This window comes from Pseudomonas sp. WHRI 8519 (assembly GCF_040224055.2).
Lineage (GTDB): Bacteria > Pseudomonadota > Gammaproteobacteria > Pseudomonadales > Pseudomonadaceae > Aquipseudomonas > Aquipseudomonas putida_X.
Window position 1 is genome coordinate 4,948,047 of sequence record NZ_CP167996.1, and the last position, 22,790, is coordinate 4,970,836.

A 22,790-nucleotide genomic window follows, 5' to 3' on the forward strand; every position below is an offset into this window, starting at 1 on the left:
TGGTGCGCCACCCGCACCGACAGTACGATAGACGACTGTGCAAAAAGCCTGCTGCTCCGCCAGCCGGCTGTCTTCTCGACCCAAGGACACACCCATGGACCGCGTGCGAAACCTCCTGGAGCAGATCCAGGGACGCCTCGACGAGCTGAACAAGGCCGAACGCAAAGTCGCCGAAGTCATCCTGCTCAACCCGCAACAAGCCACCCGTTTCAGCATTGCCGCACTGGCCCAGGCGGCCAAGGTCAGCGAACCGACCGTCAACCGCTTCTGCCGCTCGTTCGGCGTCAGCGGTTACCCCGAGCTCAAGCTGCAGCTGGCGCAAAGCCTCGCCAGTGGTGCGGCCTATGTCAGCCGCGCGGTCGAGGCCGATGACGATCCTGCAGCCTACACCCAGAAGATCTTTGCCAGTGCGATCGCCTCGCTCGACAGCGCCTGCCAGCAGCTTGACCCGCAGCAGGTCAGCCGCGCCGTGGACATGATGATCCAGGCCCGGCAGATCCACTTCTTCGGCCTGGGCGCGTCCGCCCCGGTAGCCCTGGACGCCCAGCACAAGTTTTTCCGTTTCAACCTCGCCGTCTCGGCCCACGCCGACGTGCTGATGCAGCGCATGCTGGCTTCGGTGGCTCACACTGGCGATCTTTTCGTGATCATCTCCTACACCGGGCGCACCCGCGAACTGGTGGAGGTAGCGCGCCTGGCCCGTGAAAACGGCGCCTCGGTGCTCGGCCTGACCGCCGCCGGCTCCCCCTTGGCCCAAGCGTGCAGCCTCAGCCTGCACATCCCGCTACCGGAAGACACCGACATCTACATGCCGATGACGTCGCGGATCATCCAGCTTACCGTGCTCGACGTACTCGCCACCGGGATGACCCTGCGCCGCGGTGTGGACTTCCAGCCGCACCTACGCAAGATCAAGGAAAGCCTCAACGCCAGCCGCTACCCGATCGAGGACGACGAACTCAACTGAGCCGGTGCGCCTGCAGCCGCAAATGGGCGCGCTGCCCCGGCGCCAGGCTCAGGCCTTCACCGCTGCCGCTGGCCGCCTCGACACAGACGAACCCCTGGCACTCGCGCCCGCTCACCCCCATCAACGGGCGGTTGCCGGGGTGCCAGACCACGGTATCGTCACTGTCACCGGTATCGATGCACAGTTCACGCTGCCAGGCCGGGTCCAGCAGCTGTACGCGCGGCGTGCCGGGATAGACCTTCTGGCAGCCGCCCTTGAGCTTCAACGCGCCGTCTTCGCGGCAGGCTTGCCGGCTCAGACGGTCATAGCCTTGGATATCTTCAAGCCCGGACAGCGCTATCTCGGAAACGTCGCTGATACGCCAGTAGGCCAGCAGTGCATGGCTCAACTGGCAGGGTTCGCTGTCCTGGTGCTCGGTACTCAAGCTGAGTTCCATGCGGCTGCCCAGGCGAGCATGCAGGTCGACCTGCCAGTCGCACAAGTCCAGGCGCCACTTCAGGCTCACGCCCTCCTCGTCCTCACGGCTGTCCACCAGCTTCCAGTCCAGCAGGCGCGCCCAGCCGTGGGCAGGCCACAGGTCCTCGCTGGGGTGGCGACCATACCACGGCCAACACACCGGCACGCCCCCACGGATCGCCCCCACCTGCGGCCACTGCTCGGCACACCACAACCAGGGCCGCTCACCGGCCGGCTGGAAGTGCAGCAGTTGCGCACCCTGGCGGCTGAACACCGCCTGGCAACGGGGGTGGTCAATGATCAGCACATCGCGCTGCTGGTAACGCTCCCACTCGAATGTCGGCCTGGGCCGCTGTGCGGTAAAGAAGCGATGTAGCGGATGTTCAGGCATGGTTCCAAGCTCTTGTTGTTTGAGATAGCGCTGTCTCGGCCTATCCCCGACAACCACTGCAAGCCAGTGGATGCCGGGAGCCGTTTTTGGATTGGCGTAAATTTACAACAAATAGGCTCAGAATGACGACTGAATCTTCAAACCAGCGACCAGCGCGTTGTCCACCTCGTCCACCCCACCGGGGCTCTTGATGTACTGAAGGTTCGGGCGCACGGTCAGCCAGTTGGTGACGTGGAAGCCGTAATAGAGCTCGGCGTTGTATTCGGTGCGCTGCAGCGGCACGAAGCCCGGGTTGTCGTAGTCATTTATGCCACTCTGGGCATTGAGCTGTTCGGCACGTTTTTTCACGTCATCGTTGACGTGGATGCGGGCGATACCAAAGCCGATATCGTCCTTGGGCCGGGCATCGAAGGCGCCTTTGTAGACCAGCCCTACCTGCTGGTAGTTATCGACCACGTTGGTCGCTTTGTCATGCACGGTGAAGTTGGCGAACAGGCTCAGACCGCGGCTGGCGTCGCCACCATGGGCGGTGACCTGCTGCTGCGCAACCACCCACCAGCCATGCTTGCTGGAGTGTGACTTGAAGCCGGCGCCGCTGATCCCTTGCGGGTTGCCATTGACGTCCTCGTAGACGTCTTCGGCATCAGCCGTGCTGTAGTAGTAGCCCAGGCGGTACTCGCCCGGCAGGCCGTTCACGTGCGGTGACCAGACCGCCTCCACCGGCAGGATCGCCCCCTTGGTGCCGCTGCCGCTGAGCTTGAAGCCGTTGCCGGTTTCCAGGTTGGAAGGGTTCTGCTCGAACGCGCCGACCTGCACGAAGAACTCTGGCGTGATGTTGTACTTGACCCGCAACGCCCACTGGCTGACCGGCCAGTTGTACCAGATGCCGCCGACCCAGTTGCCCACCTGCGATCCACAAAAGGCCAGGTTCTGGAAGTCACAGGGGAAGCTGTTGAAGTCCTCGCCCTCGCCGAACCGGCCAAATTTCACATCCAGGGCACCGTCGAAGTACTTCTGCTTGATCCACATCTGGGTCAGCCGCCAGGTCTGGCCGCGCCCCCATACCTCCTGCACCGAACTGAACTGGCCGGCCCGCGGGTCGCTGATGCGGTCATTGGAAAGGTTGCGGCCACTTCGCTCGGTGATCGCCAGTTTGAACTCGGCATCGTGCCAGCCAAAGATCTTCTGCAGGTCCAGGTGCGCGCCGAGGGCGAACTGGTCGCTGTAGCGCGCGGTCTTGTCGTCGTTGTAGCCGCCATTGAGGTTACCGGCGACCTCGCCTACATAGTCGAGGGTGAAGTCGTAGCCTTTTTCCAGCAGCTCGGTACGCGTTCCCCCCCAGTCGCCGGTCATCCATTTCGATTCGCTGGAGAAGGCCTCGGCGGCCTGGGCCCCACTGCTCCCAACCATGGCCAGCAGGGCCAGCGAGCCCAAGGTCCTTATGCGATTGCGCTGTTCCATCCCTTTGCGTCCTCTTTTTCTTATTGATGGTGTCGACGATTCAACGGCTCTTGAGGTGAGTCACGTTGTCCTTCACTGAAACGTTGGCAGTATTCAAGTCCAGGCGTTCGCCGCTGGCGGCGTCAAACAGCAGCACCCGAGCCGGGTCGAACTGCAGGTTAAGGCTGTCACCGACCCGGCACGCCACATCCGGCGCCAGGCGGCAGCACACTTTGGTCTGGTTGAGGGTGACGAAGACCAAAAGGTCGGGGCCGGTAGGCTCGGTTACCTGCACCTCCGCGCGAATGCCCGGCAGGCCATTGCCCTCGCCGGTACCCAGGCTGATCTGCTCCGGGCGGATGCCGAGGATGACCTCGCGCCCGTCGAGTTCGTCGACGGCCATGCCCAACGGCAGCTCGCAACGTGCCTGGCCGCTGTCGAGCAGGGCCAGCAGGCGCCCGTCCTGCCTGGCCAGGCGCACCGGAATGAAATTCATCGGTGGCGAGCCGATGAAGCTGGCGACGAACTGATTGGCCGGGTCGTTGTAGATCTGTTGCGGGGTACCGAACTGCTGAATGATGCCGTCCTTCATCACCGCAACCTTGTCGCCCAAGGTCATGGCCTCGATCTGGTCGTGGGTGACATACACCGTGGTGGTTTTCAGTCGCTGGTGCATCAGTTTCATTTCCGTGCGCATCTCGACGCGCAGCTTGGCGTCGAGGTTGGACAACGGTTCGTCGAACAGGTAGATCTTCGGCCGCCGCGCCAACGCGCGGCCCATCGCCACCCGCTGCTGCTGGCCACCGGACAACTGCGCCGGCTTGCGTGCAAGCAGGTGTTCGATCTGCAACAGCTTGGCCACACGGGCCACTTCCTCGTCGATCGCGGCCTGCGGCATCTTGCGGATCTTCAGGCCGAATTCGATGTTCTCGCGCACGCTCATGGTCGGATACAGCGCGTAGGACTGGAACACCATGGCGATGTCACGATCCTTGGGGCTCATGCCACTGACATCCTGATCATCGATGAGAATCGCGCCGCCGCTGATGTTTTCAAGGCCCGCGATGCAGTTCATCAACGTCGATTTACCGCAGCCCGAAGGGCCGACCAAAATCAGGAATTCGCCATCCTTGATCGACAGCTGAATGTCCTTGAGGGTGTCCGGCAGGCCGCTGCCGTAGGTCTTGTTCACATTACGAAGTTCAAGCGTTGCCATGACTTACCCCTTGACCGCGCCGGCTGTAAGCCCGCGAACGAAATACTTGCCTGCCACCACATAGACCAGCAGGGTTGGCAGGCCGGCGATCATCGCCGCCGCCATGTCGACGTTGTACTCCTTGGCCCCGGTACTGGTATTGACCAGGTTGTTCAACGCCACGGTGATCGGTTGCGAATCGCCGCTGGAGAACACCACGCCGAACAGGAAGTCGTTCCAGATCTGGGTGAACTGCCAGATCAGGCAGACCATGATGATGGGTGTCGACATCGGCAGGATGATGCGGCGGAAAATGGTGAAGAACCCGGCACCGTCCAGGCGTGCGGCCTTGACCAGCGCATCGGGAATGCTCACATAGAAGTTGCGGAAGAACAGCGTGGTAAAGGCCAGGCCATAGACCACGTGCACCAGCACCAGCCCGCTGGTGGTGCTGGCCAGGCCCAGCTTGCCGAGGGTGAACGAGGCTGGCAGCAACACGGTCTGGAACGGCAAAAAGCAACCGAACAACAGCAGGCCGAAAAACAACTGGGACCCACGGAACCGCCACATCGACAGCACATATCCGTTGAGTGCACCAATGGCGGTCGAGATCAGCACCGCTGGCACGGTGATCATGATCGAGTTCCAGAAATAGCCGCTGACCGTGCCCCAGGCCTTGACCCAACCGATGCCGCTGACCACGGTCGGCCAACTCAGCAAGTTGCCGGTACTGATGTCCTCCGGGGTTTTGAAGCTGGTCAGCAGCATCACCACAAGCGGCACCAGGTAAAGCAGCACGGCGACCAGCAACACCGCGTGGATGGCGATGCGGCTGATGCTTGGCAGCGGTTTTTCGATGGGGCTATGCATGGCGTTTGCTCCGCAGCTCCGAGTACAGGTAAGGCACGAGAATCGCCAGGATCGCCCCGAGCATGAGGATGGCGCTGGCCGAGCCCATGCCCATCTGGCCGCGGCTGAAGGTGAACGAGTACATGAACATGGCCGGCAGGTCGGACGAGTAGCCCGGGCCACCGGCAGTCATTGCGGCCACCAGGTCGAAGCTTTTGATCGCAATGTGCGAGAGGATCATCAGCGAACTGAAGAACACCGGGCGCAGGCTCGGCAGCACCACGGTCCAGTAGATGCGTGGCAGGCTTGCACCATCCATCTGTGCAGCACGGATGATCGACTGGTCGACCCCGCGCAGGCCGGCAAGGAACATCGCCATGATGAAACCCGAGGCTTGCCATACGGCGGCGATGACCAGGCAGTACACCACGCGGTCGGGGTCGATCAGCCAGTCCAGGCGGAACCCTTCCCAGCCCCAGTCACGCAACAGCTTGTCCAGGCCCATGCCAGGGTTGAGCAGCCATTTCCAAGCGGTACCGGTGACGATCATCGAAAGGGCCATGGGGTACAGGTAGACCGTGCGGATGAAACCTTCGCGGCGGATGCGCTGGTCGAGCAGCACCGCCAGCAGTACGCCGATGGCGAGGCTGATACCGATGAACAGCCCGCCGAACACCAGCAGGTTCTTGCTCGCCACCCACCAGCGATCGTTGTCGAACAGCCTGGCGTATTGCGCAAGGCCCGCCCACTTGTAAGTCGGCAGGAAGGTCGAGGTGGTGAAGGACAGGACGAACGTCCACAGGATGTAGCCGTAAAAGCCAACCAGGACGATGAACATGCTCGGTGCCAGCACCAGCTTGGGTAGCCAGCGCTGCAGCGCATCCAGGGGGGAGGCCCGCAGTTGGGCGGTTGCTGTAGTCATGATGTGATTACCCGGGGCCTGGGCAGCCCCTGTATTGACGGTACTGGCCTCATCGCCGGCAAGCCGGCGCCCACCGGTACGCCACAGTTTTCAAAGGCACCGAAGCAACTGTGGGCGCCGGCTTGGCGGCGATGGGGCCATCAGGTTTTCACTTGGCCGATCTGATCGCCGCAGCCAGCTTCTTCGCTGCATCTGCAGGGTCTGCCTTGGGGTCGTTGATGTAGTTGGTCACCACATCGAAGAAGGCGCCCTGCACGGCCAGCGTGGTGGCCATGTTGTGCGCCATGCTCGGCTGCAGGCCACCGGTCTTGGCGTCGGCCATGAAGTCCTTGGCAGACGTCTGGGCGCAGGCGTCGAAGCCGTAGGCGCTCATGTCTGCGAGCATGTCGTTACGAACGGGAATGGAGCCTTTGTTGATGCTGAAGACCTTCTGGAAGTCCTGGCCCAGCACCTTTCTGGCGATGTCCTGCTGGCCAGCGGCCGTGCCTTCGTCGTTCTGCTTGAACACCACCAGCGAGTCGATGTTGTACAGGAAAGCCTTGTCGGTGCCAGGGAACGCTACGCACTGGTAGTCCTTGCCAGCGGTCTTCTTGGCCAGGGTCCATTCGCTCTTGGCCCAGTCCCCCATGATCTGCATGCCGGCCTTGCCATTGATGACCTTGGCCGCTTCCAGGTTCCAGTCCTGGCCTTTGCCGTCGGGGTCCATATAGGTGGCGACCTTCTTCAGCTCGGTCAGTGACTTGACCATCTGCGGCCCGGTCAGCGTGGCTTCATCGAGGTCGACCAGCGCTTTCTTGTAACCGTCTGCCCCCATCACCGACAGGACCACACTCTCGAACACCGTGCTGTCCTGCCATGGCTGGCCGCCATGGGCGAGCGGGATGAAGCCGGCGGCCTTGAGTTTTTCGGCGGCGGCGTAGAATTCGTCGAGGGTGGTCGGCGCCTTGTCGATGCCGGCCTTCTTGAACACTTCAGGGTTGATCCACAGCCAGTTGATGCGATGGATGTTCACCGGCACGGCCACGTAGTCACCTTCGTACTTGACGGTATCGGCGACTTTCTTGTCGAGCAGCGAGTCCCACTTCTCCTGCTTGGCCACATCCTTGAGCACATCCGGGTCCAGCAGGCCGGTGGAAGCCCATTCCTGGATGTCCGGCCCCTTGATCTGGGCGACACCCGGCGGGTTACCGGCCACCGCGCGGCTCTTGAGCACGGTCATGGCCGTGGCCCCACCACCACCGGCAACAGCTCCATCCTTCCAGGTGAAGCCATCCTTCTCGACCTGGGCCTTGAGCACATCGACCGCCGCTTTTTCCCCACCGGAAGTCCACCAGTGCACCACTTCGACACTGCCTTTGGAGTCGGCGGCGAAGGCATTGAGCGGGAACAGGGAGGCGAAGGAAATGGCGGCAGCGAGGCGGAGAGTCGAATTCATCGGAGTACCTTTCTTGTTGTTATGCCGGGCAAGTCGAGCGCTTGCATTGCATGGAGTCTAATCAGAGTGCCCGCTGCGTCAGGTAACGAAGCGATGCGTGAATGTCATCGTTTGGTTACATTGCGCGCCAGTGCGCTGGCCAGGCTGGGAGCCAGGGGCAGCGTTGGCAGCAGTACAGCCTGGTAGGCGTGATAGAGGTCTGGCTTGCCAGCCCAGATCGTCGCCGCTGGCTGATTGTCCGGGCCGAGTTCGTGGTGCCAGCTTCCGGCTGCGCGGTCGATGAAGTGGGTGTCGATGAACGCCCAGAAGCGCCGGTACCATCGTTCGTACTGTTGCTCGCCGGTTCGCCGCAGCAGCGCTGCGGCGCTGGCGCAGGCTTCGGCATGCACCCAGTGCAGGCGCTCGCGCACCCTGGGCCGATCGTCCCAGCCCAGGGTGTAGACGATGCCCTCGGCACCATCGACGCTCCAGGCATGGGTGCAGGCGTTGGCGAACAAGCCCCGCGCACAGGCCAGCAGCCATGCCGGAACGGGAAGCCCGGCCTGACGACGTGCAGCTTCGAGGTGAAGGGCCAGACGGGACCACTCGAATGCATGGCCTGGCGTTGTGCCGTAAGGGCGGAAGTGGTCTGCAGGATTGTCTTGGTTGTATTCGGGGAGCGGTTGCCAGTGCGCATCGAAATGTTCGATTACCCGGTAGCCACCGGCGCCAGCATGGCCGTGAATGATGCGTTCGACGATACGCAAGGCGCGCTCTAACCAACGCACATCACCGGTCACGTCTGCCAGGGCGAGGAAGGCCTCGGTGGCGTGCATGTTGCTGTTGGCACCGCGATAGGCTTCGGGCTGCTGCCAGTCGCTGGAAAAGGATTCGCGCATTGCACCCTCCTCTTCGCTCCAGAAGCGCTCTTCGATGACCTGTATCGCCTGCGCCAGCAACCCCTGTGCGCCCGCAGCGCCAGCCACCACGGCAGAGCTGGCGGCAAGCGCGACGAAGGCATGCAGGTAAGCCGCCTTGCCATTGTCGCCCTGCCCGTGCGGCCGGGCGAACCAACCGCCGTACTCGGCGTCGCGCAAAGGCCCGCACAAGGCGTGTACACCGTGCTGTACCAATGCCAGGCAGCCAGGCGCCCCCTGGAGGTGGGCCAGGGCGAAGCTGTGGGTCATGCGTGCGGTGTTCATGGTCTCGGCGACAGCCGTAGGGGGCAGATTGCCGCGGGCGTCGAGATTGCCGAAACCTTCGGGGGCTTGCGAGGCCTTGGCGAAACGGAGCAGCCGCTCGCCCTCGCTTGCGAGCCAGGCGGTATGTTCCGGGGAATCGATGTAGTCCATGCTCCTGCTTCTTCCCTGTGTGAGGTTTGCAGATTCTAGCCAGCCGTCCTGGCTGGGATGTCACGAAGGCTTGCGGCTATGTCACCGATCGGTGACACACCCTACCTTCACTCAACGCCACGCGGCAGATGGAGGGTCACGCGCAAGCCGCCCTCGCGCAAGTTGAGCAGGCTCACCTCCCCCCCATGGCTGTGGGCAATGTTGCGTGCAATCCCCAAGCCCAAGCCATACCCCTGCTGCTGCCCGGCCAGCCTGAAATGCGGCTCGAACACCTGCTCAAGGCGCTGCTGTGGCACGCCCGGGCCTTGGTCATCCACCTGCAGGACAAAGCCCTGCGCGCTGTCGATGATGCGCAGGTGGGCACGCTCGCCGTATTTGATGGCATTGTCTATCAGGTTGCCGATGCAGCGGCGCAAGGCCAGCGGCTTGCCCGGATACGGCGCCAGGGCCTGGCCTTCCACGGTGATGCGGCCATCCCCCAGATACGGCTCGGCGAGAATCTCCAGGACCTGGTTGAGATCGACCGGCTCGATGTTCTCGTGGATGTCAGTGTCTTTCACGCATTGCAAAGCGCCTTTGACCAACAGCTCCAGCTCATCGAGATCCTGACTGAACTTGGCCTGCATGCGCTCATCTTCCAACAGTTCCACACGCAGCCGCAGCCGGGTGATAGGCGTGCGCAGGTCGTGGGAAATGGCGCTGAACAACTGACTGCGCTCGGTGAGGTAGCGGCTTATACGCTCACGCATGCTGTTGAACGCTCGCCCGACCTCGACCACCTCGCTGCCACCGCCCTCGGGCACTGGCGCCACATCGGCGCCCAGCGACAGATCCCGCGCGGCCCGCGCCAGGCGTTTGAGTGGCCAGCTCTGCCAGTGCACCAGCAGGCCGATGAACAACAGCAGCAAGGCGGTGGTCAGGACGATGAAGCCGATCTGCTGGCGTGGCAGGCGCTCGGCTTCAAGGCTGGTGTAGGGCTCAGGCAGCAACGAGGCGATGTACAGCCACTCGTCTTCGCCCAGGCGAATCTGCGTGACCAGTACGGGCGGGTTGAGTGGCTCCAGGGTCAGCGAGTAATGCGCCCAGGAACGCGGCAGCTCATCGAGCTTGAGGCCGCTGTTGAAGATGCGCAGGTCATCGGGGGCGACGAACTCGACGGAAATTTCCATCTGGGCGCCCAGCCGTTCATGCAGTACCTGCTGAAACACTTCGATCACCGCCCGCTTGCGTGGCGTTAGGGGCAATACCGGCATGTCCAGGGGCTTGTCGTTGAGCGACACGAAAAAACGCGTCCCCCCCATGCTGCGCAACTGGTCCAATACCATCGGCCGGTAGGCCACCGGCAAAGAACGGAAATAACTGACGCTGGCACTCATCGAATGGGCCAGGCTGCCGGCACTGGCGCGCAGGCCTTGCATCTGGCTGGCACGTAGCTGCGTGACCCAGATGACGCTGGACAAACCCTGCGCCAGCAGCACCACCAGCAAGGTCAACAGCAGCATGCGCCCCAGCAGCGAGCGCGGCAGCAAGCGCCAGCGCCGCTCAGGACGCACAGCAGACATGCGCAGCGAGCAGGTACCCACTGCCGCGTACCGTGCGGATCAGCCGTGGCGGTTTGTCGGTGTCGCGCAGACGCTGGCGCAGGCGGCTGACCGCCATGTCAACGATACGGTCCAGCGGCATCGGCTCACGGCCACGGGTAGCGTTGCCGATGGTATCGCGGTCGAGGATCTGCTGAGGGTGATCGAGAAACAGCTTGAGCAGGGCGAAGTCGGCACCGGAAAGGATCACCTCTTCTCCATCGCGGTGGAACAGCCGATGGCTGACCGTGTCCAGGCGCCAGTCGTCGAAGGCCAGTACCGCGCTGGCTGGGGCGGCCTGGCCGAATTCCGCGCGCCGCAGCAGGGCCTTGATGCGCGCCTGCAGCTCCCGCGGGCTGAACGGCTTGCCCAGGTAATCGTCCGCCCCGAGCTCAAGGCCGATGACCCGGTCGGCCTCGTCGGAACTGGCGGTCAGCATGATGATCGGTACCCGCGACTGGCGCGGGTGCTGGCGCACCCAGCGACACAGGCTGAAGCCGTCCTCGTCGGGCAGCATCACATCGAGAATGACCAGATCGCAGTGAGTGTTTTCCAGAGCGTGGCGAAAACCTTGCCCATCGGCTTGGGCATGCACCTGAAAGCCAGCGCGGCTCAGATAGGTTTGCAACAGCTCGCGGATTTCCTGATCGTCATCCACCATCAGGATCGATTTACCGGCAGTGCTCAAGGTGTCCCGCCCTCTTGTTGTCGCAGGTCTTTTGCCTGCTTTGGGGGCCGCGTTGCGACCCCCTCTCAGTGATCCAGAGCCTGCTGTAATGCCACGCCAGCGCCCAGCAGTCCAGAAAACTCTGCCGTCACCAACCACACCGGCACACCCGCGAAATACCCGCTCATGCAGCCCTTGTCGGCAAAACTTGCAGCAAACCCGCTACGCATGAACAGCTCGGCAAAGCGTGGAATCACACCGCCGACAATATAAACCCCACCGCGCGCGCCAAGGGTCAGAACATTGTTACCTGCAACACGCCCGAGGAAGCGGCAGAACTGTTCGACGACCGCCAGAGCCCGAGGCTCACCACTCAGGGCGGCATCGGTGATTTCGGCTGGTGTCTTGTGCCGGACCGTATCACCGTCCAGCGCACAGATGGCCTGATACAAACGCAGCAGGCCGCCACCGCTGAGCACGGTTTCAGCGCTGACATGGCCAATCTGCCCGTGAATCTGCTGATGGATCGCCGCTTCGCGGGCATTGCCTACCGGCAGGTCGACGTGCCCGCCCTCACCGGGCAACGCCAGCCAATGCTGCTCACCCAGGCGCAGCAGGCTGCCGACGCCAAGGCCGGTGCCCGGCCCGATCACCAGTGCAGGTCGCGCCGGGTCGGCCTTGCCAGGGCACACCTGGCGCACCTCGTGCGCTTGCAGGCGGGTCATGCCCAGGGCCATCGCCGTGAAGTCATTGATCAGCAGCAGCTGGTCAACCTGCAATGTCTTGCAGAACGCACTGCGGCTCAGCCGCCAATGATTGTTGGTAAAGCGAAACTCATCACCGTCGACCGGCCCGGCCACCGCCAGGCACACCGCCGACAACCCGCCACGGGCGATGCCTTGGCCGTGCAGGTAAGCTTCGATGGCTTGCTCCGGGCTGGTGTAGTCAGCCGTGGCGAAAACTTTCACCTGGTGCAGCTGGTTGTCACGCCACAACGCAAAACGGGCATTGGTGCCACCGATGTCGCCAACCAGCAGGTCCTTCATTTGAGGTTCTCCAGGGCCGAGGTAAAGGCGCTGGCGCCCTGCTCGGCCGAGCTGAACGCCATGCGCATGAAGCCGAACAGCTCGCGCCCGCAGCCCAGGTCGTTGCCCTGGGGCGGCGGAGGCAGGTCGCGGCTGGCCAGTTCCTCGGCCGACACCTTGAGCTGCAGCGTGCCTTCGACACCATCCACCCGCACGATATCACCATCGCGCACCCGTGCCAGCGGCCCACCATCGAAGGCTTCAGGGCAGACATGGATAGCGGCCGGGATCTTGCCGGATGCACCCGACATGCGCCCATCGGTGACCAGTGCGACTTTATAGCCGCGGTCCTGCAGCACACCGAGGAACGGCGTCAGCTTGTGCAGCTCCGGCATGCCGTTGCAACGCGGCCCCTGGAAGCGCACCACAGCCACGAAGTCGCACTCCAGTTCGCCGGCCTTGAACGCGTCAGCCAGCGCCTGTTGGTCCTGGAACACCCGTGCCGGGGCCTCGACCACCTGATGCTCGGGGGCCACCGCAGACACCTTCATCACGCCGCGCCCAAGGTTGCCTTCCATCACCCGCAGCCCGCCTTCGGCCGAGAACGGCCGCGCCACCGGCCGCAGGATGCTCTCGTCCAGGCTCTGCTGCGGGCCTTCGCGCCAGACCAGCTTGCCGTTGTCGAGGAACGGTTCCTGCGTGTAGCGGCGCAACCCATGGCCGGCGACGGTGTTGACGTCTTCGTGCAGCAAGCCGGCATCGAGCAGCTCGCGGATCAGGAACGACATGCCGCCGGCAGCCTGGAAGTGATTGATGTCGGCCTTGCCGTTGGGGTAGACGTGGGACAGGGTCGGCAACACCTCGGACAGGTCGGCCATGTCCTGCCAGGTGAGCTGGATACCTGCCGCCTGGGCGATCGCCGGCATGTGCAGGGTGTGGTTGGTAGACCCGCCGGTGGCATGCAGGGCCACGATGGAGTTGACCAGCGATTTTTCATCGACGATCTCGCCCAAGGGCATGAAGCTGCCACTGGCCTTGGTCATGCGCGTCACTTGCTGCGCGGCCTCGGCGGTCAGCGCGTCGCGAAGTGGCGTGTACGGGTTGACGAAGGAGGCGCCCGGCAGGTGCAGCCCCATCACCTCCATCACCAACTGGTTGGTGTTGGCGGTGCCGTAGAAGGTGCACGTGCCCGGGCTGTGGTAGGACTTCATCTCCGACTCCAGCAGCTCCTCGCGGCTGGCCTTGCCCTCGGCATAGCGCTGGCGCACATCGGCCTTCTGCTTGTTGGAGATACCGGAAACCATTGGCCCACCCGGCACGAAAATGGTCGGCAGATGGCCGAAGCGCAGCGCGCCCATCATCAAGCCGGGAACAATCTTGTCGCAAATGCCCAGCATCAGCGCAGCGTCGAACATGTTGTGCGACAGTGCCACTGCAGTGGACATGGCGATCACCTCACGGCTGGCGATGGCCAGTTCCATGCCAGGCTCACCCTGGGTCACGCCATCGCACATGGCCGGCACACCACCGGCGAACTGGCCGACGGAGCCAACCTCGCGCAGGGCCTTCTTGATCTGTTCGGGGAAATGCACGTACGGCTGGTGCGCTGAGAGCATGTCGTTGTAGGCCGAGACGATGGCCACGTTGGCAGCGTTCATCAGGCGCAGGCTCTGCTTGTCGTCGGCGCCACACCCGGCCACGCCATGGGCGAAGTTGGCGCACTGCAGGCTGGCCCGCATGGGTCCGTCACTGGCCGCGCCGCGAATCAGCTGCAGGTAGCGTTCACGGGTGGCACGGCTGCGTTCGGTCAGCCGTTGGGTGACCTCAAGGATGCGCGGGTGCATGTACTGGACTCCAGGCTAGCGGTAAGGGCGGTTTACCAGGCATTTCCCCTCCAAACGATTGCGGCCTAGGCTCCTGTGTAAGAGACCCTGCGCATCGAGACGGCGGCATGCCCGACCACTCGTTGTATATTTAAACAAAATACTGCCAGTAAAAAGGCTTGTTTTCTATCGCTCAGTGAATAATCTTGTAATTCCAACAACAAAACCGTTTCAGTGAAGCTGCTTCGTGCCAAAGGTTTCACTCGAACTGCCAGAGGTACTGCCATGACACTACGTATCGCCATAAACGGATTCGGCCGCATCGGTCGCAATGTCCTGCGCGCACTGTATACCCAAGGCTACCGCCACGACCTGCAGGTCGTCGCCATCAACGACCTGGGCGACAGCAGCATGAACGCCCACCTGCTCAAGTACGACAGCGTACACGGTACATTCGATGCGTCGGTGCAAGCCGATCACGAGAGCCTGACGGTCAATGGTGACCGTATCGCGGTAAGCGCCATCCGTAATCCGGCCGAGCTGCCCTGGAAGGCGGAGGCGATCGACGTGGTGTTCGAGTGCACCGGGCTGTTCACCGACCGCGCCAAGGCCGCAGCGCACCTGGCAGCGGGGGCTGGCAAGGTGATCGTCTCGGCACCGGCCAAGGGCGCCGACGCCACCGTGGTGTACGGCGTCAACCACGACATCCTGCGTGCCTCGCACCAGGTCATTTCCAACGCCTCCTGCACCACCAACTGCCTGGCGCCGATTGCCCAGGTACTGGACCGCGAGTTCGGCATCGAGCAGGGGCTGATGACCACCATCCATGCCTACACCAACGACCAGGTGCTGACCGACGTCTACCACAGCGACCCGTACCGGGCGCGCTCGGCCACCCAATCGATGATCCCGAGCAAGACCGGCGCCGCCGAAGCCGTGGGCCTGGTCTTGCCAGAACTGGCCGGCAAGCTCACCGGCATGGCGGTACGCGTGCCGGTGATCAACGTGTCGCTGGTCGACCTCACCGTCAACCTCAAGCGCGAGGCCACGGCCGAGCAGGTGAACCAGCTGTTCCTCGAAGCCAGCCGGCACTCCAAGGTGCTCGGCTACAATGCCCTGCCGCTGGTCTCCTGCGACTTCAATCACAACCCGTTGTCGTCGATCTTCGATGCCAACCATACCCGCGCCAACGGCAGGATGCTCAAGGTGCTCGCCTGGTATGACAACGAGTGGGGCTTCTCCAACCGCATGCTGGATAACTGCCTGGCGTTGTGCAGCGCCCGCTGAGCACGCCCGCTGCGCCAGGAACGACGTTGGGGCTGCTCAGCAGCCCTTACGCGCCTTCACGCCGCGCCCTCAGGCAATCTTTACCTTTTCCTAACAATTCCAGGCTTGACCTCCAGGCAAGATGATAAGCATTATCATTAACCTTTCGTCGGCCAGGTCCCCCTGTGAGTCAGTCCCGGTTCAATTCTGTCTTCCTCGTTCAGCGCCTCCCCCTACTGCGAACCTTGCAACGCATGGTGGGCAACCCCAGCACCGCCGAGGACCTGCTTCAGGAAACCTACCTGCGGGTGTCCCGCGCCCTGGGGGAGCGGCCCATCGAACACCTTGAGCCTTTCGTCTTCCAGACCGCGCGCAACCTGGCCCTGGACCATCTGCGCGCACGCCGGGTGCAGGCGCGCATGCTGGTGGACGATGTGCCCGAAGAAATCCTCCACAACGTCGCCGCGCCGCTGAGCAGCAGCGAAGATGCCGCACACGCCGAGCAACTGCTCAAGCACCTGAGCGTCAGCCTCAACCAGTTGAGTGAACGTCAGCAGCGTATTTTCATCCTCAGCCGCCTGCACGGTGCCAGCTACCTGGAAATTGCCGAGCAACTGAATGTCTCGGCCAGCACGGTCCAGAAGGAACTGAAGCTGATCATGGCAATCTGCATGGGTGTGGCCGAACGCTTGAAGTGAGGCGACCGCTGGCCACCCTACTTCGGCGAAGCGCTTGCCACGCCCCGCCTTAGCCTTGATCATTCGGGAAAATCATTTCAAGGATTCACCGTGACCGACAGCTGCGCCCCTCGCCCGCCCACCAACGGGCCCAATGCCCGTGCCCGAGCGATGGACGAAGCGCTGGACTGGCTGGTACGCCTGCAATGCGCCACAGAAGCCGACACCCTGGCCTTCGAGCAGTGGCTCAGTGCTGCGCCGGAAAACGCCGAAGCCTACGTCGAAGCCGAAGCCCTGTGGAACGGTTCCCCCCTGCGTCAGGCTGCCATGAAGATGGACCAGGGCCGGCGACGCTCGGTAGGCGGGCGCCTGCGCGCCCACTGGAAACCCCTGGCCACTGCCGCAGTGCTGCTGGTCGGCCTGTTCACCGTCGGCAACCTGCCGATGCGCCTGCAAGCTGATCATCTGACCGTGGTGGGCGAGCGCCAGCGCCTGCAACTCGATGACGGCGCCAAGGTGCTGCTCAATACCGACTCGGCCTTCGCCAGCGACCTGCGCGACGGCCGTCAGGTGGCCCGGCTGCTACAAGGCGAGGCGTATTTCCAGGTACCCGGTGGCAGCCACCCCCCCCTGGAAGTTCAGGCCGGCCCGCTACGGGCACAGGTGCGCGACACGGATTTTGCCGTGCGCTACCTCGATGGCGAAGCACAGGTCCGGGTACAGCGCGGCGATGTCGACCTGCAGGCCGCCAGCGACCAGCGGATCCGCCTGAGCGCCGGCGACAGTATCAGCGTCGGCCCGAAAGGCTTCGGCCAGCGCCAGCGCCCGGACATGCACAAGGACCTCGCCTGGGTCGATGGGCGCCTGGTGTTCGAAAACTGCCCACTTAGCCAGGTGCTGGCCGAGGTGCGGCGCTATTACCCTGGCTGGATCATCAACCGCAACGCCCACCTGGGCGATATCGCGGTCACCGGCAACTACCGCCTCGACCAGCCGCTGGAGACCTTGCGGGCGCTGGCCCATATCACCTCGGCACAGCTGCACGAATACCCCGCCGTGGTCATCCTCAACTGACCTGAAGATTATTTTTACGCGATCGCCCAGGCCCGCCCGTCTCGTTATAGCCAATGCAACTGATTCTTGTTTGAAAACAGGAACGGTAATCACCTATAACAGTTCGCGCGTCAGGGAGCGCTTTCGATGTCCACAGGTCCAACTCGCCCGTCCCACCTTCCCCGCCGTACCGGCCAACTGTCCCTGCTGACCCTGGCCCTGCTCGCCAGTGGCGCCTGCAGCCTGCCGGCGCTGGCCGCGGACCCTGCGCAGGCAACAACCCCGCGCATGGGCGGCTACCGCTTCAGCATCGCCCAGCAGCCCCTGGTCGAGGCCGTCAACGCCTTCAGCCAGGTGACCGGCTGGCAGGTAGGCTTCAGCGCCGAACTGGCCGAGGGTGTGGATTCGCCAGGCGTCCGCGGCTCGCTGCCTCCGGAAGCAGCGCTGAAACAACTGCTGCAAGGTACCGGCCTGGGCTATCGCAAGATCAGCAACGGTAATGTGGTGCTGGAGCGTCAGGCGGGCAACGCCATTGCCCTGCAGCAAATGACCGTCAGCGCGACCCGCAGCGCTCAGGATGTCAGCCAGGTACCCAGCACCGTGAGCGTGCAGACCCGCGAACAGCTGGACCGGCAGAACGTCAATGACATCCAGGAACTGGTGCGCTACGAGCCTGGCGTGTCGGTCGGCGGCGTGGGCCAGCGCAGCGGCCTGAACGGCTACAACATCCGCGGTATCGACGGCGAGCGCATCCTCACCCAGATCGACGGTGTGTCGATCCCCGACAGCTTCTTCTACGGCCCCTACGCCCAGACGCAGCGCAACTACGTCGACCCGGAAATCGTCAAGCGCGTGGAGATCCTGCGCGGCCCGGCCTCGGTGCTGTATGGCAGCAACGCCATCGGTGGCGCGGTGAGCTACTTCACCCTCGACCCGGACGACATCATCAAGCCCGGCAGGGATGTGGGCGCGCGCCTGAAGACCGGCTACAGCTCGGCCGACGATAGTTGGCTGACCTCTGCCACCGTGGCCGGCCGCCAGGGCGACTTCGACGGCCTGCTGCATGTGAGCCAGCGCAATGGCCACGAAACCGAATCGTATGGCGAACACGGCGGCACCGGGCTGTCACGCACCGAAGCCAACCCGGAAGATGTGCGCACCACCAACGTGCTGGCCAAGCTGGGCTGGAACTATGCCGACGACGCACGCTTTGGCTTGACCTATGAGCGCTACAAGGACGACCGCGACCAGAACATCCTCAGCGCCGTGGGAGGGCCGTTCATTCCAGGCTTTGGTGCCATGAACTCCTACCGCACGCGCCAGGGCAACGACACCGTCACCCGCGAGCGCTTCGGCATCAACCACGAGTTCGGCCTCGACAGCCTGGTCGCCGACCACGTGAAATGGAGCCTGAACTACCAGATCGCCAAGACCGACCAGCGTACCGATGAGCTGTATGTCGCGTCGGGGCGGCAGGTGCTGCGCGACCGCCAGACCACCTACAAGGACCGCCAATGGGTGTTCGATGCCCAGCTGGACAAAGCTTTCAGCATCGGCCAGACCGATCACCTGCTGACCTACGGCACCACCATAAAGCATGAAGAAGTGACCGGCTCACGCAGCGGCTCCGGCACCTGTGTGGCCATTGGCGGTACCTGCACCGCCATCGGCCAGGACAGCTCGCGCGACGGCCAGGCCCTGGTCAGCGATTTCCCGGACCCGACCATCAACACCTACAGCCTGTTCGTGCAGGATGAGATCCGCTGGAACAACTGGACCTTCCTGCCCGGTGCCCGCTACGACTACACGCGCATGGAGCCGAAATTCACCGACGAATTCCTGCGGGGCATCCAAGGCTCCGGAGCCGCACCTGGCAGCCTCGATGATTCGGACAAGAAGTGGCACCGCTTGTCGCCCAAGTTCGGCCTGACCTACGCCTTCAACGAAAACTACACCTGGTACGGCCAATACGCCGAAGGCTTCCGCACACCGACTGCCAAGTCGATGTACGGCCGCTTCGAGAACCCGACACTGGGCTACAGCGTGCAGGGCAACCCCGGGCTTGAGCCGGAGAAGAGCAAGAGTTACGAGACCGGCCTGCGCGGCAATTTCGACGCCGGTAACTTCAGCGCTGCGGTGTTCTACAACAAGTACCGCGACTTCATCGACGAAGACGCCGTGCAGTCGGCCAACCTGGAAACCACCTTCCAGGCCAACAACATCAAGCACGCCACCATCAAGGGCGCAGAAGTCAAAGGCCGCCTCAACCTCGACCATTTCGGTGCTCCGGAGGGGCTCTACACCCAAGGCTCGATCGCGTACGCCCACGGCCGCAACGACGACAACGGCCAGCCGCTGAACAGCGTCAACCCACTGACCGGCGTGTTCGGCCTGGGGTATGAGCAGCCCAATTACGGTGGTCTGTTGAGCTGGACCCTGGTCAAGCGCAAGACCCGCGTCGACGACACTACGTTCTTCGCCCCGGACGGACAGAGCTCGCAGTTCCGTACCCCTGGCTACGGCGTGCTGGACCTGAGCGGTTTCTACAAGGTGACCGACGACGTAACGGTCAACGCTGGGCTGTACAACCTGACCGACAAGAAATACTGGCAGTGGGATTCGGTGCGCGGCTACGACGGCCAGGGTGAGGCGGGCGTGACCCAGCCGGCCAACCTCGACCGCCTGACCATGCCAGGGCGCAACTTCGCCATCAATGTGGTGTGGGATATCTGACTGAGCTGATCGGTACTGGCCCTATCGCCGGCAAGCCCCCACAGCTACGCCACTGAACCTGAGGGCAGTGGCTACCCTGTGGGGGCCGGCTTGCCGGCCACAGGGCCGTTACTGACAACACGAAAAACCAGTTTTTTTACTCTCCCCACGCCGCTGTTTCGTCTTGTCCCTAGACGCCACCCATTCCCAAGGAAACACCATGACCGACCGCCCAGCCCTGCGCTCGCAACGTCTCAACCAGGTCACCCACGCACCGCACACCGAGCTCGATGCGCTGGTCAAATCGCATGCGCCGTTCGACAGCCGCGAGAGTTTCGCCCGCTTCGTCGTCGCCCAGTACCTGTTCCAATCCGAACTGCAGGCCCTGTACAACGACCCGAAACTGATCGCCATCGTGCCTGACCTGGCCCAGCGCTGCCGCGCCGAACAAGCCCGCCTGGACCTGGCAGACCTCAACACCGAAGTACCGGCTGCAGTACCCGGCGCCTTGCGCGACCCAAGCCTGGCAGAGGCGTTGGGCTGGATCTTCGTCTCCGAAGGCTCCAAACTGGGCGCCGCATTTCTGATCAAACGGGCCGTGGCCCTGGGGCTGTCCGACAGCTTTGGCGCACGCCACCTGGGCGAACCGGTCGGAGGCCGCGCCGAAGGCTGGAAGCAGTTCACCCGAACCCTCGATGGCCTGGCGCTGTCTGCCGAAGACGACGCTGCAGCCGAGCGCGGCGCTGTGGCCGCCTTCGAGCGCTTCACCGAACTGCTCAAACATGCCTACGCCGCCGACAGCGCGCTGGCCTGATATGCTCTACCCGGCCGCCCTTCCGGTGGCCGGACCGTTTTCTGCAGTGAGACCATGACCCGACCTGCCCGCTCGAAACTTTCGCGCCTGCTCTATGGCATCCTGGCTTACGTGAGCCTGGGTATCGGCCTGGTCGCCATCGTCATTCCTGGCCTGCCGACCACCGAGTTCATCCTCCTGGCTGCCTGGGCAGCGACACGCAGCTCGCCGCGCCTGTCGGCATGGCTGGAGAACCACAGGCTGTTCGGGCCCATCCTGTTCAACTGGCGCAATGGCAAGGTCATCCAACGCCGGGCGAAGGTCAGCGCAACCCTCAGCATGCTGCTGTGCGCTGGCCTGATGCTGGCGTTCCTCGACCATCACTGGCCGGTGTTTCTGGCCATCGCCGGCATGGCCCTGGGCAACCTGTGGATCTGGTCACGGCCAGAGCAGGCATGCCCGCCTGCGTCACAGGCTCAGTAGCCCTGAATACAGCGCATAAGCGGCCAGGGCCGCGCCAATCAGCACCGCGGCAAAGATCACCTTCTCCCACGTGGTGAACAGCACCTGGCCTTGCTCACGCTTGGCCCGGGCGAACAGGATCACCCCTGGCGCGTACAGCAATGCCGAGAGCAGCAGGTACTTGAGCCCACCGGCATACAGCAGCCACACCGCATAAACCAGCGCCACCAACGCCACCAACAGGTCCTTGCGACGCAGCGCCTCCTGCCCGGCATAGCTGTCCCCGCGCAGCGCCAACAGCACCGCATAGGCAGCCGACCACAGGTACGGCACCAGGATCATCGACGACGCCAGGTAGATCAGGCTGGTGTAGGTACCCGCCGAAACCAGGGTGATCAGCAAGAACCCCTGGATCATGCAGTTGGTCAGCCACAGGGCATTGGCCGGCACATGGTTGGCATTTTCCTTGGCCAAAAAGCGCGGCATGGTCTTGTCCCGGGCCGTGGCGAAGAGGATTTCTGCACACAGCAGCGCCCAGGAGAGCAAGGCGCCGAGCAGCGAAACTGCCAGGCCGATGCTGATCAGCAACGCGCCCCATGGCCCGACGATGTGCTCAAGCACCGAGGCCAGTGAGGGGTTCTGCAAGCCGGCCAGTTCCGGCTGGGTCATCACCCCCAGCGACAGCACGTTGACCAGCACCAGCAGCGCCAGTACCCCGAGAAAACCAATCACCGTGGCCTTGCCCACATCCGTCCGGCGCAGCGCCCGCCCCGAATAGACGCTGGCGCCTTCGATGCCGATGAACACGAATACGGTGACCAGCATCATGTTGCGCACCTGGTCCAGCACATTGCCGAACTGCGGGTTGCTCACGCCCCAGATATCCCGAGTGAAGATGTCGGCGCGGAAGGCGAAGGCGGCAATGACGATGAAGATCAGCAGCGGCACCACCTTGGCCACGGTGGTCACCTGGTTGATGAACGCCGCCTCCTTGATGCCACGCAGCACCAGAAAGTGCACCGACCACAGCAGCAACGAGGCACAGCCGATGGCAATGGGCGTATTGCCCTCACCGAACACCGGAAAATAGAAGCCAAGGGTACTGAACAGCAGCACGAAGTACCCCACGTTGCCCAGCCAGGCGCTGATCCAGTACCCCCACGCTGACGAAAAGCCCATGTAATCGCCAAACCCTGCCTTGGCATAGGCATACACCCCTGAGTCCAGCTCAGGCTTGCGGTTGGCCAAGGTCTGGAACACGAAGGCCAGCGCCAGCATGCCCACCGCCGTGATACCCCAACCAATCAGCACGGCACCGACATCCGCGCGCGCGGCCATGTTCTGTGGCAATGAAAAGATGCCGCCGCCGATCATCGAACCGACCACCAGTGCTATCAACGCGCCTAAGCGCAGTTTCTGTCCTGGTTCGCTCATGCGATTCCCCGTCTGTCGTTCGTGTTGTCATACCGCTGAAACAGCTTTACCAGTATATGAATAAGGCTGCTTATAATAGACAAAGCCATTAAAGCTATAGCACTCATAACTCTTTTGTCTATACCAGCTATCCCAGATAAACGCTTGTCCGACGTGCAACTTTAATCCCTCGATCACCCCTGGGATTTGTTGAGAAAAGTTTGCGAAAACTGCAAAAGCGACTAGCGTCAGAGTTCGCAGGCTGAACACGGCGTTTGTTTTGGTTGTGCATGGAGGTGCCAGGGTACAGGGCCTGCAACAGGGCTGTCGGCA

Annotated in this window: 19 protein-coding genes; 7 read left to right on the top strand and 12 right to left on the bottom strand. The window is 63.1% G+C overall.

The window, feature by feature from the left end; genetic code table 11:
- The first annotated feature begins 103 nt into the window (after positions 1-103).
- Positions 104-967, top strand: coding sequence for a DNA-binding transcriptional regulator HexR (gene hexR / locus ABRP30_RS22600; RefSeq protein WP_204920633.1), 864 nt, complete (start codon positions 104-106; stop codon positions 965-967).
- On the opposite strand, the gene ABRP30_RS22605 is transcribed toward hexR, so the two are convergent.
- The 11 genes from ABRP30_RS22605 to edd all read right to left on the bottom strand — a co-directional run bounded on the left by ABRP30_RS22605 (position 960) and on the right by edd (position 14,102).
- Positions 960-1,814 (bottom strand): D-hexose-6-phosphate mutarotase, encoded by an 855-nt coding sequence (locus tag ABRP30_RS22605; RefSeq protein WP_349974783.1) that lies wholly within the window; start codon positions 1,812-1,814, stop codon positions 960-962. The genes hexR and ABRP30_RS22605 overlap by 8 nt on opposite strands.
- A 117-nt stretch (positions 1,815-1,931) precedes the next feature.
- A complete protein-coding gene (locus tag ABRP30_RS22610; RefSeq protein WP_267824086.1) occupies positions 1,932-3,224 on the bottom strand; it encodes a carbohydrate porin in 1,293 nt (430 codons plus the stop codon).
- A 91-nt stretch (positions 3,225-3,315) separates the two neighbouring features.
- Positions 3,316-4,470: an ABC transporter ATP-binding protein gene (locus ABRP30_RS22615; protein WP_267818426.1), complete on the bottom strand. Its 1,155-nt coding sequence runs from the start codon at positions 4,468-4,470 to the stop codon at positions 3,316-3,318.
- A 3-nt stretch (positions 4,471-4,473) separates the two neighbouring features.
- On the bottom strand, positions 4,474-5,319 hold the full coding sequence (locus tag ABRP30_RS22620) for a carbohydrate ABC transporter permease (protein WP_349974784.1): 846 nt from the start codon (positions 5,317-5,319) through the stop codon (positions 4,474-4,476).
- Positions 5,312-6,220 carry a carbohydrate ABC transporter permease gene (locus ABRP30_RS22625; protein WP_241804286.1) on the bottom strand — a complete coding sequence of 303 codons (909 nt, stop codon included), beginning with the start codon at positions 6,218-6,220 and terminating at the stop codon, positions 5,312-5,314. Before ABRP30_RS22625 ends, ABRP30_RS22620 begins: the two co-directional genes overlap by 8 nt.
- A 148-nt stretch (positions 6,221-6,368) precedes the next feature.
- Positions 6,369-7,655 carry an ABC transporter substrate-binding protein gene (locus ABRP30_RS22630; RefSeq protein WP_349974785.1) on the bottom strand — a complete coding sequence of 429 codons (1,287 nt, stop codon included), beginning with the start codon at positions 7,653-7,655 and terminating at the stop codon, positions 6,369-6,371.
- Between the two features lie 104 nt (positions 7,656-7,759).
- Complete coding sequence (locus ABRP30_RS22635; protein WP_349974786.1) at positions 7,760-8,986, bottom strand: AGE family epimerase/isomerase; 1,227 nt, start codon at positions 8,984-8,986, stop codon at positions 7,760-7,762.
- Positions 8,987-9,093: 107 nt separating this feature from the next.
- Complete coding sequence (locus ABRP30_RS22640; RefSeq protein WP_267818431.1) at positions 9,094-10,548, bottom strand: ATP-binding protein; 1,455 nt, start codon at positions 10,546-10,548, stop codon at positions 9,094-9,096.
- Positions 10,529-11,254: a two-component system response regulator GltR gene (gltR, locus tag ABRP30_RS22645; RefSeq protein ID WP_241804282.1), complete on the bottom strand. Its 726-nt coding sequence runs from the start codon at positions 11,252-11,254 to the stop codon at positions 10,529-10,531. The genes ABRP30_RS22640 and gltR overlap by 20 nt, the downstream gene beginning before the upstream one ends.
- A gap of 65 nt (positions 11,255-11,319) precedes the next feature.
- Positions 11,320-12,279, bottom strand: coding sequence for a glucokinase (locus tag ABRP30_RS22650; protein WP_267818432.1), 960 nt, complete (start codon positions 12,277-12,279; stop codon positions 11,320-11,322).
- Positions 12,276-14,102, bottom strand: a complete 1,827-nt coding sequence (gene edd, locus ABRP30_RS22655; protein ID WP_349974787.1) for a phosphogluconate dehydratase — start codon at positions 14,100-14,102, stop codon at positions 12,276-12,278. The genes ABRP30_RS22650 and edd overlap by 4 nt, the downstream gene beginning before the upstream one ends.
- A 264-nt stretch (positions 14,103-14,366) precedes the next feature.
- On the opposite strand from edd, the gene gap reads away from it, so the two are divergent.
- From gap to ABRP30_RS22685, 6 genes are all read left to right on the top strand, one after another.
- Complete coding sequence (gene gap, locus ABRP30_RS22660; RefSeq protein ID WP_241804279.1) at positions 14,367-15,368, top strand: type I glyceraldehyde-3-phosphate dehydrogenase; 1,002 nt, start codon at positions 14,367-14,369, stop codon at positions 15,366-15,368.
- A 164-nt stretch (positions 15,369-15,532) separates the two neighbouring features.
- Positions 15,533-16,045, top strand: coding sequence for an RNA polymerase sigma factor (locus ABRP30_RS22665; protein ID WP_241804278.1), 513 nt, complete (start codon positions 15,533-15,535; stop codon positions 16,043-16,045).
- A gap of 90 nt (positions 16,046-16,135) precedes the next feature.
- Positions 16,136-17,098, top strand: a complete 963-nt coding sequence (locus ABRP30_RS22670) for a FecR domain-containing protein (protein WP_267818434.1) — start codon at positions 16,136-16,138, stop codon at positions 17,096-17,098.
- Positions 17,099-17,224: 126 nt separating this feature from the next.
- Positions 17,225-19,810 carry a TonB-dependent receptor gene (locus tag ABRP30_RS22675; RefSeq protein WP_267818435.1) on the top strand — a complete coding sequence of 862 codons (2,586 nt, stop codon included), beginning with the start codon at positions 17,225-17,227 and terminating at the stop codon, positions 19,808-19,810.
- 199 nt (positions 19,811-20,009) lie between these two features.
- Positions 20,010-20,603: a biliverdin-producing heme oxygenase gene (locus ABRP30_RS22680; protein WP_349974788.1), complete on the top strand. Its 594-nt coding sequence runs from the start codon at positions 20,010-20,012 to the stop codon at positions 20,601-20,603.
- Positions 20,604-20,657: 54 nt separating this feature from the next.
- The gene (locus tag ABRP30_RS22685; RefSeq protein WP_241804274.1) at positions 20,658-21,065 is read left to right on the top strand and encodes a YbaN family protein; all 408 of its coding nucleotides are present in this window, start codon (positions 20,658-20,660) and stop codon (positions 21,063-21,065) included.
- Here the strand turns inward: ABRP30_RS22685 and arcD are convergent.
- Positions 21,051-22,478 (bottom strand): arginine-ornithine antiporter, encoded by a 1,428-nt coding sequence (arcD, locus tag ABRP30_RS22690; RefSeq protein WP_349974789.1) that lies wholly within the window; start codon positions 22,476-22,478, stop codon positions 21,051-21,053. The two genes, ABRP30_RS22685 and arcD, sit on opposite strands and share 15 nt — an antisense overlap.
- Positions 22,479-22,790: the final 312 nt, after the last annotated feature.